The 11,497-nt window shown below is 63.5% G+C and carries 11 protein-coding genes and 1 tRNA gene; 4 read left to right on the plus strand and 8 right to left on the minus strand.

Annotated elements, in window-relative coordinates; translation table 11 throughout:
• Positions 1-905 precede the first annotated feature (905 nt).
• Positions 906-1,748 (minus strand): alpha/beta fold hydrolase, encoded by an 843-nt coding sequence (locus KIO76_RS29080; RefSeq protein WP_213327402.1) that lies wholly within the window; start codon positions 1,746-1,748, stop codon positions 906-908.
• A gap of 346 nt (positions 1,749-2,094) precedes the next feature.
• Complete coding sequence (locus tag KIO76_RS29085) at positions 2,095-2,532, minus strand: DsrE family protein (protein ID WP_213327176.1); 438 nt, start codon at positions 2,530-2,532, stop codon at positions 2,095-2,097.
• Between the two features lie 314 nt (positions 2,533-2,846).
• Here KIO76_RS29085 and KIO76_RS29090 point away from each other — a divergent pair.
• Positions 2,847-2,923: transfer RNA gene (locus tag KIO76_RS29090), tRNA-Arg, on the plus strand.
• Between the two features lie 418 nt (positions 2,924-3,341).
• Here the strand turns inward: KIO76_RS29090 and KIO76_RS29095 are convergent.
• Positions 3,342-4,484: a recombinase family protein gene (locus KIO76_RS29095; RefSeq protein WP_291976264.1), complete on the minus strand. Its 1,143-nt coding sequence runs from the start codon at positions 4,482-4,484 to the stop codon at positions 3,342-3,344.
• Positions 4,485-5,001: 517 nt separating this feature from the next.
• Here KIO76_RS29095 and KIO76_RS29100 point away from each other — a divergent pair.
• The 3 genes from KIO76_RS29100 (at position 5,002) to KIO76_RS29110 (ending at position 6,197) form a co-directional block, all read left to right on the plus strand.
• On the plus strand, positions 5,002-5,160 hold the full coding sequence (locus KIO76_RS29100; RefSeq protein ID WP_213327178.1) for a hypothetical protein: 159 nt from the start codon (positions 5,002-5,004) through the stop codon (positions 5,158-5,160).
• A 308-nt stretch (positions 5,161-5,468) separates the two neighbouring features.
• On the plus strand, positions 5,469-5,636 hold the full coding sequence (locus tag KIO76_RS29105) for a hypothetical protein (protein ID WP_213327179.1): 168 nt from the start codon (positions 5,469-5,471) through the stop codon (positions 5,634-5,636).
• A gap of 234 nt (positions 5,637-5,870) precedes the next feature.
• Positions 5,871-6,197 (plus strand): DUF736 domain-containing protein, encoded by a 327-nt coding sequence (locus tag KIO76_RS29110; protein ID WP_213327180.1) that lies wholly within the window; start codon positions 5,871-5,873, stop codon positions 6,195-6,197.
• Between the two features lie 376 nt (positions 6,198-6,573).
• Here the strand turns inward: KIO76_RS29110 and KIO76_RS29115 are convergent, their stop codons facing one another.
• The 5 genes from KIO76_RS29115 to KIO76_RS29135 form a co-directional block, all read right to left on the minus strand.
• On the minus strand, positions 6,574-7,518 hold the full coding sequence (locus KIO76_RS29115; RefSeq protein ID WP_213327181.1) for an electron transfer flavoprotein subunit alpha/FixB family protein: 945 nt from the start codon (positions 7,516-7,518) through the stop codon (positions 6,574-6,576).
• Positions 7,518-8,264 (minus strand): electron transfer flavoprotein subunit beta/FixA family protein, encoded by a 747-nt coding sequence (locus KIO76_RS29120; protein ID WP_213327182.1) that lies wholly within the window; start codon positions 8,262-8,264, stop codon positions 7,518-7,520. The genes KIO76_RS29115 and KIO76_RS29120 overlap by 1 nt, the downstream gene beginning before the upstream one ends.
• A 94-nt stretch (positions 8,265-8,358) precedes the next feature.
• Positions 8,359-9,183 (minus strand): MBL fold metallo-hydrolase, encoded by an 825-nt coding sequence (locus tag KIO76_RS29125; protein WP_213327183.1) that lies wholly within the window; start codon positions 9,181-9,183, stop codon positions 8,359-8,361.
• A 183-nt stretch (positions 9,184-9,366) separates the two neighbouring features.
• Positions 9,367-10,116 (minus strand): aspartate/glutamate racemase family protein, encoded by a 750-nt coding sequence (locus KIO76_RS29130; protein WP_213327184.1) that lies wholly within the window; start codon positions 10,114-10,116, stop codon positions 9,367-9,369.
• Complete coding sequence (locus KIO76_RS29135; RefSeq protein WP_213327186.1) at positions 10,113-11,495, minus strand: MmgE/PrpD family protein; 1,383 nt, start codon at positions 11,493-11,495, stop codon at positions 10,113-10,115. Before KIO76_RS29135 ends, KIO76_RS29130 begins: the two co-directional genes overlap by 4 nt.
• Between the last annotated feature and the right edge of the window lie 2 nt (positions 11,496-11,497).

An 11,497-nucleotide genomic window follows, 5' to 3' on the forward strand; every position in this document is an offset into this window, starting at 1 on the left:
TCCATCACCCCTGATTTTAGTGAAAAGGCCACTAAGCGGGATGATTCGACTCCGCCGTTATGCGGCGTCAACAGTTTTTTGATCAAATTTTATTACCACAAAGCGCGGTGTAACGGACGCCTCGTTATCATGCTTAGAACGAGTAAGGTCTCGGAGCCAGTCAGGAATCGAAGGCACGGTCCATCCCGGCCAGGCACCAAGGTCAGAATCACCCCCAAAACACCCCACCGAACATGTACCGATCATGTTCATGAAAGGCCCACAAACCAACCCGAAGCCAGAACCGCCATGTTCAGCACAGGTTGACGTCAAGTGGGGCAGGAAATCCTCCAATCCCAGCAATCTCAGACGCTAAGCGAAACAGACAGCGAGAATGACACTCTGGATTAGCGCTAGAATGAGCAGGGACACGTCACAGAGACGCACGAGCTAAATAGCTAGAGCGAGATAGCGCAAACAGACAAAGAGCGCTCAGAAGCGATCCCACCGACATAAGCCCTGGCCAAAGGGAAAAGCAAACCGAGTGATCCGCACGAAGCGTCTCCCAAGTGAGAGATCCGGACATAGGGAGCAAGAACGGGGAGTGGGAAGGGCAGGGGAGCGCGTAAAGAGGGGTGAAGTGGGGGAGAGGTTTGGAGGGTAGAGAGGGGAGGGATGTGTGAGGTGTGGGGAAGCCACCATCTCCTAGCCTTCCCACGCATACCCAAGGATAACATCCCCGACAGACACCGATTCACAACCTGCAGCTTCTGATGCACTCTCAAACAGTTAGGGTTCTCGACATCGGCATAGAGCGCGGCGGAGCGGTCGCTATAGTTCGGCTTCATGGCTGGACTTCCCTCGCAGGGCTTATGGGAAAGCGCGTTGTGAAGGCGCCCCGGCGCACTCGCCGGAGCGCCGCTCCATCAGCCCTTCACGAAGGCGAGCAGGTCGGGGTTGATCACATCGGCATGGGTGGTGAGCATGCCGTGCGGATAGCCCTTGTAGAGCTTCAGCGTCCCGTGCTTCAGCAGCTTGACCGACTTTTCGGCCGCATCCTGATAGGGCACCACCTGGTCGTCATCACCATGCAGGACGAGGGTCGGCACGGTGATCGCCTTCAGGTCCCCGGTCTGGTCGGTCTCCGAGAAGGCCTTGATGCCGTCATAATGCGCCTTGGCCGAGCCGATCATCCCCTGCCGCCACCAGTTCTGGATGGTGCCGGGGATCGGCGTCACGCCGGGGCGGTTGAAGCCGTAGAACGGCCCGGAGGGCACATCGAGGAAGAACTGGGCGCGATTGGCAGCCAGGGCGGCGCGGAACCCGTCGAACACCTCGATCGGCGTGCCCTCGGGATTGGTCGCGGACTTGACCATGATCGGCGGGATCGCCGACACCAGAACCGCCTTCGCGACGCGCCCCTGCGGCTGGCCATGTTTCGCAACATAGCGTGCAACCTCGCCGCCACCGGTCGAGTGACCGATATGGACAGCATTGCGCAGGTCGAGGTGCTCGGCCACGACCGAGGCGTCGGCGGCATAGTGATCTATGTCGTGGCCTTCGCTGACCTGCGACGAGCGGCCGTGACCGCGCCGGTCATGGGCGACGACGCGATAGCCGTGCTGGAGGAAGAACAGCATCTGGGTGTCCCAGTCGTCAGACGACAGCGGCCAGCCATGATGGAACACGATCGGCTGCGCGGTCTTCGGACCCCAGTCCTTGTAGAAGATCTCGACACCGTCCTTGGTGGTGACGTAAGCGGAAGTCATGTAGTGGGATCCTTTCGCGGTCTGGACCTGTAGTGATTGCGCGATGCTCTCTCCCATCGGCAGGAGAGCCGCAGCCGAGATGCCGGCTGCTCCGGCAAGGAAAGTGCGCCGGCTATGTACGGATGCTGGAAGATCCATCGGGAACACCTCGTCTATTCGTTCTGAGATCAGCTATACCGGCATTCCGGGGTCCCGGTCGGACATAGACACTCAAGATCAGGACATTCTGAAGTGCCGCTTTATGCGCAAGAAATAACTATAAGAGAAGTGTGCATTCAAAATATCGTAATATTATAAAAATGAACTAGACGAACTGAATTCAGAATCATAATTCTAATCTAGAAGCCTATTCGGTTATTTTAACATAACCGCTTTGCACGAGCTCGATCGTACGGGACATGGCGTCGGTGTTCACCGGGATGGACGGAAGCAGGTCCTCATTGCCCCAGCCATGAGCTTTGGCCGTTGCGCCGCAAAGTTCGACGCGAACACCACGATCCTGCAGGTCCTTGATCATGTGGTTGTAGGGATTGCCGGTCGAAATATTGCGATCGGCGTGGTAGGCATCATCGTGCAGCGTGACGTGGCCGGCATTGGTGTGGAAGACCGCGACCACGTCGGCGCTGACTTTCCAGTCCGCAGCGTCGCCCGTGATGAGTCGCATATGGAATATCGAGGCGGGAAGATCGCCCTCGAATGCCAGGCTGCCGACGCTGAAGACGGCCTTGACCGATTTCAGGACGACCGGGATGTCGATGGTCAGAGGCTTTGCGGTGGAGGTCATCGGATGGCTCCTCATTGAGTATCTTGACTGCCGCGGCTCAGCGCCGGGCTGATGGCGCCTTGCTCGCGCCGAGCGGGGATCGCAGGCCGGAGCGCGCACGTTCCGGCCGGGTCGTCAAACGCCCTCGAAGACAAGCCGAGTGAAGAACGCGGGCGAGATCACCGCCTTGCCCCACTTCTCGTCGAAGGCACGTGTCAAGCCGGCTGATGTGAAAAGTGCGGAAAAAAGAGTATTGGAATACAAGGGTTTACAAGGGTTGCACGTAGGGGCTTAACACCTGCACAAAATCCGCGTAAGCACTACGTAAGCGGTAAGCACCCGTAGCTCAGCTGGATAGAGCGTCGCCCTCCGAAGGCGAAGGCCACACGTTCGAATCGTGTCGGGTGCGCCACTTCCGTTCAAAACTGCGAACACCCAGATTGCGCGCGGCATTGCCCGCGATCGCCTGCTCCAGGGTGGATTTATCCCCGATGATACGGACGAGATCGTCATCGACTTCGATACGATCGACGACCGCCTGGATGTAGGCCTTGCGAAACGCGATGTCGCCGGAGGTAACGCTTTCGCGCATCAGGCGTCCGAACCGTTCGATGGCTTCCGGCTCCAGGACGGTCGGCGGAGCGGCTTGGGCCTTGATCCGCTCGAGCGCAGCGGTTGCGCGATCACGCTCCAGCTTGAGGGCGGCGATCCGCTCCTTCAGCAGGTCGTCAAGATCGGTCACGCCGTCCTCGACCATCTTGTAGAGACGCTTCAACCGATCCTCGGCCTGGCTCGCCTCGCTCTGGAGCGTGGTGATCCGACCATCGACCTCAAGCGCACGCTCGGCGCGCCCCGCCGCGAGGCCCGCGAGCATGGTCGTGAGCCGGTCCCGCTGGAACAGGTGGTCGACGAGATGATCGGTGACGAGCGTGTCGAGCCTGTCCATCCGAATGGCTCGTCCCCTTGCAGGCCGTCTTGCCCATCCGGCCATGGACAGAGCATGAGTAGTAGCGGTGGACCTGCCCCGATTTCGAGGTGCCGGTCCGCAGCGTCATCGCGCCCGAGCAGGTGGCGCAGGTCGCAAGACCGGTCAACAGGATCGGGCCGGTGACGACACGCGGCGGCGTGGTCATCGGGGCGTTGACCTTCATGCGCGTCTGCACCGCGTCGAATTCGTCGCGCGGGATAATGGCCGGCACCTCGACAACGATGTGCTCGCTCGCCGGTTTCTGGGTCAGCGTCTTGGCCTCGCGCTTGTTGAAAACCCATTCGCCGATATAGACGGTGTTGGTCAGGATGCCGTGGACGGTCGCGACGCCGAAGCGGGCTCCCTTGCGCGTGCGGTAGCCGCGCTCGTTCAGCCAGCAGGTCACCTGCTTGATGCCGAGCGGTCCGCTCGTCCCGTCACCCGACCGGTAGAGCTTGAAGATCTGCCGCATGGTCTCCGCTTCGACCGGATCCTCGACGAGCTTCTTCTTGGTCCGGTTGCCGCGCTTCTCGACTTCAGCGGTGGTGAAACCGAGCGGAACCGGCGAGCCATTATAAAAACCTTGGCGTGCATTTTCTTTCATTGCACGTAAAACGTGTTTTGCGTTCTCCCGGCTCTGATATTCGTCGAAGAGTGCAATCACCTGGCGCATCATCACCTGAGCCGGATCGTCTCCCAGTTCCTGGGTAATAGAAACAAGGCGCACGCCCGCCTTCGCGAGCTTGCGGATATACATCTCCAGCCCGAAGGCATCGCGGAAGAAGCGGCTGAACGAGTGGACCAGGATCATGTCGAACGGCCGATCGTCGTCGCAAGCGCGCTCGATCATCTTCTGGAATTCCGGCCGGGCATCGTCGGTCGCCGAGGCGCCGGGCTTGACATATTCGGCGACGAGGTTCCAGCCTTTGCCGGCACAGAAAGCGAGGATCTGCTTGCGCTGATCGAAGATCGACAGGTCAGACTCGGCTTGCCTTCCGGTCGACACACGAAAGTATCCACACGCTCAAACGGAGCCGTCCGATATCGTCGACACAAAATTCGACTTGTGGAGATACTGGTTCATCTTTGCCTTCCCGCGCAGATCGATTTCAGATTGGAGCATAATTCTTGTTGTAGATCAAATGTTTACAACGAGACGACGAACGATATCCTCACTCGGATTGATCTCGCGCCAGTGACAACGGGGGCAAACCGGCGCTCGCTATCTCTCAGCCCCAGTTTGGCGGCGCCTGACCGCCGCCTCGTCGTCATCCGCTTGCCGGTGTATCCAACAAGGAGCCGATACGGGTCGGCGCCGTGCCCTGCATGCCCCGAGGGGAGCCCGGCCCCAGCGTCGAGCCAGGCCGACCTTCTCTCTGAGACCGCGAGCATACCGGCAGGCGGCGCGCGTCAAGGACGGGCGGTTCCCCCACCCGCCGGCAGGCCGGTCGCTGCGCGATCCCTGACCCGATCCTCCAACACCCGGTCAGCGACCTCCGTTATCGAGACAACGGAGGTTCACCATGACCAACTTCTTCGACATCCATGCCGAAATCGCCGAATTGCGCGCGGAACTCGCCGAGTGCATCCTCACCCGCAAAGAGCGCGCCACGACCCTTCGCCGCCTCGAAACCTTGCTCGTCGAGGTCGAGCGGCACCGCGAAAAGGAGGAGGGAGCATAAGCTCCCTCCTATTCTGACGCCGGTCGCGTCAGCGCGACCGGCGTCGTCTGTTCGGCCGGCGATGGCGATGCCCCACCGGAAGTGCTCCGCTGGGCAGGCGTGCTGCTCGCCTCGGCGCCGTCAGGCGAACGCAGCGCGGCGACCGATCACGTCATCATCGTCATCAAAGGGCGGGCAGGTCGATGGAGAGCGGGATCGACGTCTCCCGCCCATCCCGACAGCGCAGAGCGTTGGGCGCCGGGCGTCAGCATCATCCCGGTCGGACGGAGACAGGCGAACCGGCAGCATCTCCGTCGCAACGTCTCACCATGATCGCGCTTCACAGCCCGGACCGGATCGAGGCAGGCCGGCAGCCGGCGAGCCCCGGTGACGGTTATCGTGAACCCGCCGAGCCCGGCCAGATTCTCCTTACCCTGCCAGTTGCCGCGCTCCGAAACGGCCTCTCCAATGGGCTGATCTGGCCGAAGGACGGCTGACGCCTCGACCGCCTCAGGCGCAACAGCTCCGTCAAAACTTTCTTCCCCTGAGGGGTCACCCCACGCGACAGGTCGCGCGGGGACCCCGAACCCCTCATTCCTCGCGAAACAAGAAACTTCCTCCTCTGCTGTCAGGCCCCCTTTCGGGGGTGCGCCGGCGCTCGCCTCCGGCCTGCCGATCGCCATCGAGGCCGCACCGGTGCGGGCTCGAAGCAGACATCGAGGAGAACCACCATGGCCACCATCGGCACCTTCAAGCAGACCGCCACCAACGAGTTCGCCGGCGACATCGTCACCCTCAGCGTCCAGGCCAAAGGTGTCCGCATCGTCCCGGAGACCCGCATCACCGGCGAGAATGCTCCCAGCCACCGCGTCTTTGTCGGCCGCGCCGAGATCGGAGCCGCCTGGTCCAAGCGCTCCAGCGAGGGCCGCGACTATCTCGGGCTCAAGCTCGACGATCCCAGCTTCACCGCCCCGATCTTCGCCAACCTCTTCGACGACGAGGACGGCGAAGGCTTCAGCCTGATCTGGTCCCGCCCCAGCCGCCGCAGCGGCGAATGAGACCGGCACCCCAGCCCCGCCGGACATATCCGGCGGGGCATCGCCCAAGCTGTCGCGGAGACGGACCGGGCCGCGGAGACGCGCCCGGCTGATGTCATTGCTCCCGCCTCAGGCGGGCGGCTCGTTTCATATAGGCGAGAAGCGCATTGCCCTCCGGCTGCGCGGCGGGGCTTCCATCGGGGCCTGCGCTGCCGGCAGGCGGTTTCGGCAGAGCCCCTGGGAAAGCCAGCGTTCCCTCCGCAGGCTGCGGCTTTCGTCCGCGCGCGGGCTTGGTGCTCTTGCCCGCCGCAGGCAATCGAGCGGGGCCACAGGGCGGACGGCCGCCCTATGGCTCATGCTGATGCCGAGATCTGGTGATTCAGACGATGCTGCTCGGCTATTGTCCGATCTTGGCGAGCTCGGCCTCGAGCTCGGGCAGGACGGTGAAGAGGTCGCCGACGAGGCCGTAATCGGCGATCTGGAAGATCGGCGCCTCCTCGTCCTTGTTGATGGCGACGATGACCTTCGAGTCCTTCATGCCAGCGAGATGCTGGATCGCGCCGGAGATGCCGACGGCGATGTAGAGTTCGGGCGCGACCACCTTGCCGGTCTGGCCGACCTGCCAGTCGTTCGGGGCATAGCCGGCATCGACCGCGGCGCGCGAGGCGCCCATCGCGGCGCCGAGCCGGTCGGCCACCGGCTCGATCACCTTGCCGAAGTTCTCGGCCGAAGCCAGCGCCCGGCCGCCCGAGATGATGATCCGGGCGGAAGCCAGCTCCGGCCGGTCGGACTTGGCGACCTCCTCGCCCTTGAAGGACGAATTGCCGGGGTTCTCAGCCGCCGAGACGTTCTCGACCGCAGCCGAGCCGCCTTCGCCCGCCGCCGCGAAGGAGGCGGTGCGGATGGTCAAGAGCTTCTTGGCGTCGGTCGACTGCACGGTCTGGATGGCATTTCCGGCATAGACCGGGCGCTCGAACGTGTCGGGCGAGACGATCGCGCTGACATCCGAGACCTGCATCACGTCGAGCAGGGCGGCGACGCGCGGCAGCACGTTCTTGCCGGTCGTGGTCGAGGGCGCGACGATGGCGTCGTAGCCAGCGGCCAGCTTGGCGATCAGCGCGGCGAGCGGCTCGGCCAGCGCATGGCCATAGGCCGCGTTATCGGCAAGCAGCACCTTCTCGACGCCGGCGAGCTTGGCGGCCGCATCGGCCGCGCCCTTGGCGCCCTGGCCGGCGACGAGGACATGCACGGGGCCGCCGAGCTTGGCAGCGGCGGTCAGCGCCTTGGCGGTGGCGTCCTTGACGGAGGCGTTGTCGTGTTCGGCGATCAGCAGCGTGGTCATCAGATCACCCCGGCGGTCTTGAGCTTGGAGACGAGTTCGGCGGCGTTGGCCACCTTGACGCCGGCGGAGCGGCCGGCGGGCTCGACCGTCTTCAGAACCTTGAGGCGGGGCGCGACATCGACGCCGAGCGCATCGGCCGAGGTCTCGTCGAGCGGCTTCTTCTTCGCCTTCATGATGTTCGGCAACGAGGCATAGCGCGGCTCGTTGAGGCGCAGATCGGTGGTGACGATCGCCGGCAGCTTCAAGCCGACCGTCTGCAGGCCGCCATCGACCTCGCGGGTGACGTCGACCAAGCCGTCGCCGACCACGACCTTCGAGGCGAAGGTGCCCTGGCCCCAGCCGAGCAGGGCTGCGAGCATCTGGCCGGTCTGGTTGCAGTCGTCGTCGATCGCCTGCTTGCCGAGGATGACGAGGCCGGGATTCTCCTGCTCGACCACCTTCTTAAGGAGCTTGGCGACGGCGAGCGGCTCGACCACGCCGTCGACCTTCACGAGGATGCCGCGATCGGCGCCCATGGCCAGCCCGGTACGGATCGTCTCGGCCGCCTGCGCCGGGCCGATCGAGACAACGACCACTTCGGTCGCCTTGCCGGCTTCCTTCAGGCGCAGCGCCTCTTCCACCGCGATCTCGTCGAACGGGTTCATCGACATCTTGACGTTGGCAAGCTCGACGCCAGAACCGTCAGCCTTCACGCGGATCTTCACGTTAAAGTCCGCTACCCGCTTAACCCCGACTAGAATTCTCATCGGATCACCTTTATTTTGTCATGGAAATCAGGGACGATCGACTTTGTCGAACGCGGCCAAGGCCATCACACCCGCGCCGGCAGGCCGCGCGCAGCTATTTGCGCAGCACACTCCATATCTCGCCGATCTGCTCCACACGGTCTTCTGCGTGCAGCTTCTCGAGATGGGCCAGGACGTTGCGCTCGGCCGCCCGCCGCAGCCAGGGATCCGTCTTGGAGTAAAGCCGATCCATCAGATCCCAGGCGTTGGACGGCCCTGAGCGCAACGCTTCGTAGATCGCCTCCTCCCGTTCGATCCGGCGATTGAGAAGGTCCGCGACATAGGGCGCCGGATCCGGCAGCGGCGGGCCATGGCCCGGGAGGTAAAGACGATCGTTCCGCGAGAGCATCAGGCGAAGGCTTGCGCAATAGGTGGCCATGTTGCCGTCGGGTGGAGAGACGATGCTGCTCGACCACGACATCACGTGATCCGCGCTGAAAACGATTCCGTCCCGAGCTACGAAGCACAGATGGTCGCTCGCGTGGCCCGGCGTGTGAAGCGCGACCATTCCGGCCACGACGTCGCGATCCTGGACGAGAACATCCGGCTCGAAGGCCGGATCGGCCACCCGATGGAAGGCGAAGGTCGGTGCTCCCGTTTTGGCCTTGAGGGAGGAGGTGGCACCCAGATGGTCTGAATGCGTGTGGCTGAGGAGAATGGCGCAGACCTTGCCGCCCGTCGCCGTGATGATGTCGTCGAGGTGACCGGCGTCCTCCGGTCCGGGGTCGAGCACGATGACGCCCTCATCCGCCTCGATGAGGTAGGTATTCGTGCCGTGATAGGTCATGAGGCTCGGATTGTTCGCGACGATGCGCCTGATACCCGGCAGAACGGGCAAGGCTACGCCTCGTTGTGGCTCCGGCTCCTCGAGAAATGCCAATCTTCAGTCCCTCCGGGGCATATCCAGGGCTCCAGCCCGACGCGAAACGCTCCGAGCCGCCGGCGTCTGGGCGCGTTGAAATCACGCGGCGGGGAGAACCTGCCGACCATGGCGATGAGGCTGGCCCGACAGATCGGTCGAGGCAAACAATAGTTCAGGGTGGGTCAATTCAACGGGGTTAGGTCATTGTCGGTACGTCCATGCGCGGCCGGGCCGCAAATCCGTCGTGCGCCAGAGATCTGCCATCATCATCGCTTGTCGCCAGGCGACCGCGAACACGTCGAGTACTGGCGCGCCGGCAACGCTGGAAAGGCCCGCACCGGTGATAAGTCGGGCCAGTACCCCTTCGGCCGGGACGATTACGTCGGCACCCTTCGCGACAAGGCGTTCCGCAGTGGCGCGGAAATTGGCGACGATGGCCTGCGGATTGCCGTAGGCGCTCGCCAGTTCGAACTCGTCCACCGGCGGCTCCAGCGACGCGACTTCGATGACGCGGCTTGCAAGCGCATGTTTTTCGACAGAGCTCCGCGCCATCCACTGCACGTTTGGCGCATTGGAAATCAGCCCCGCAAAGCGTCCCAACGAGCATGAGGTGGTCAGCGCCGCCTCGGTCATCGAAACGACCGGAATATCGACGGCGGTGCGCGCCTCGCGCAGAAAAGGTTCGCTGAACGAGCCGATGACGAAGGCATCGAAGCCCTGGCGCTCGGCCTCGACGGCCAGATCGACGATTTGGGACAGCGCGCGGTGATAGGTCGCGGAATTACCAAGGGCTTCGGTCGGCGATTTTCCGCCATACGTCCCGGATGCGAGGCCGTTGACCGTCACGGTTACATCCATCGGCAAGACGTTTGCGGCATGCTGACTAATGGCCGCCCGATAGGCGGAGATATGGTCGAGTTCGTTGACTGACTGATGCCAGATGCGTGTCATGCAGTGTCCCTTTTGAGAGCCGGCGCGGTCGACAGGTCCAGGTCGCGCAGTGAGGCCAGCGTGGTGAGATCACGCAGTTGCGCCCATAGACGAGGGGCTGCATCCGCTCCCAGTGCCAGTGTCACGCAGGCGGTGAATTTTTCCATGAGTTCCGCATCGCTCAACGGCCTCTGCCAGCTACCCCGCGCATGGCTGACGGGTGGGCTGGACACGGTGTCGCCCGTGACCGTGGTCACCGCGACCTGGTCGAATGGCGCAAAAGTCTCGTCCCCCGCCATGCGTTCGTCGGTCGTCGTGATCGACACTTTTTCGAACTGCGACTGGACGTCGGCACGCTGGACGAAGGCGTCCGTCAGTTGATCCAGCCCGACCATCCGTGCCACCAGCGCCGAGGCCATGGCAAACTCCATGCTGAACTTTGCCTCCAGCCCGGTCCGCGGGCGGGCATTGCGCAACATGCCGTGCTGTGTGGAGCCGGTTCTAACCTGGATAAGGGCGACCTGATCCGGCGTCAGTGCCCGATCTTCGACGAGGCCCAGCATGGCATCGATGGATCGGTGGGTGGCATAACAGGTCGGGTATCGCTTGATGTTGACGCCGTTGCGCTCCAGCCGCCAGGGGCGGCCTGCATCGAGCGGCTGATGGAGCAGGGGCGCGCCGGAAGGCGAGTGGGCCTTCAGAAACCCGGACCGATGCTCGATCGTGTCAGGCGAGGCGGTAAAGCCGTCGCGGGCCAGCCGAGCCGACATGATGCCGGACTGTGCGGCGCGACCGACATGCAGCGATTTCGTCATGCTGCCAAAATTCGAGACAAGGCCCGATGCCAGCGATGCCGCGAGCGCCAGGGCGTGCGTGGTCTGCTCCGCATCGAGCCGATAGAGCCGGGAGGCCGCAGCGGCGGCGGCGATCGTGCCCATCACCGCTGTCGGGTGAAAGCCTCTGTCGTGCAACTGGCCGGTTTCGAGCGCCTGCAACTGGGCCCAGACTTCGTAGCCGGCGGCATAGGCGGCAAGCGCCTCTCGCCCGCTTGCCCCTTCGGTCTGTCCCACGGCGAGAATGGCCGGGGTCAGCGCCGCGCTCGGATGCCCGGACAAGGCGACGTCGTCGTAGTCGAGGACATGGGCGGCGGTGCCGTTGACGAGCGCCGCATCCGCTGCCGAAAGCCTGCCGCCCGTCACCGCCTCGGTGGCAAAGTTGTTGCCCGTCGCCGCGGCCACGGTCGCGGCGACCAGTTTCGGCGCCGGTTCTCCGGCGCCGGCAAGCATCGTGCCGATACAGTCCAGCATGCCGATATTGGCCGCTTCCAGTGCCAGTGCCGGAATCTCCTCGAAGCGGAGCCGGGAGACGAACTGGCCAAGCCCGCGTGTAACCTCGGTCATGA

The sequence above is a fragment of the Chelatococcus sp. YT9 genome (genome assembly GCF_018398315.1).
Lineage (GTDB): Bacteria > Pseudomonadota > Alphaproteobacteria > Rhizobiales > Beijerinckiaceae > Chelatococcus.

What these genes read in the sequence shown, in the direction of transcription:
- KIO76_RS29080 (WP_213327402.1), bottom strand. Translation starts at nt 1,748, where the DNA reads ATGACTTCCGCTTACGTCACCACCAAGGACGGTGTCGAGATCTTCTAC.
- KIO76_RS29085 (WP_213327176.1), bottom strand. Translation starts at nt 2,532, where the DNA reads ATGACCTCCACCGCAAAGCCTCTGACCATCGACATCCCGGTCGTCCTG.
- KIO76_RS29100 (WP_213327178.1), top strand. Translation starts at nt 5,002, where the DNA reads ATGACCAACTTCTTCGACATCCATGCCGAAATCGCCGAATTGCGCGCG.
- KIO76_RS29105 (WP_213327179.1), top strand. Translation starts at nt 5,469, where the DNA reads ATGATCGCGCTTCACAGCCCGGACCGGATCGAGGCAGGCCGGCAGCCG.
- KIO76_RS29110 (WP_213327180.1), top strand. Translation starts at nt 5,871, where the DNA reads ATGGCCACCATCGGCACCTTCAAGCAGACCGCCACCAACGAGTTCGCC.
- KIO76_RS29115 (WP_213327181.1), bottom strand. Translation starts at nt 7,518, where the DNA reads ATGACCACGCTGCTGATCGCCGAACACGACAACGCCTCCGTCAAGGAC.
- KIO76_RS29120 (WP_213327182.1), bottom strand. Translation starts at nt 8,264, where the DNA reads ATGAGAATTCTAGTCGGGGTTAAGCGGGTAGCGGACTTTAACGTGAAG.
- KIO76_RS29130 (WP_213327184.1), bottom strand. Translation starts at nt 10,116, where the DNA reads ATGACACGCATCTGGCATCAGTCAGTCAACGAACTCGACCATATCTCC.
- KIO76_RS29135 (WP_213327186.1), bottom strand. Translation starts at nt 11,495, where the DNA reads ATGACCGAGGTTACACGCGGGCTTGGCCAGTTCGTCTCCCGGCTCCGC.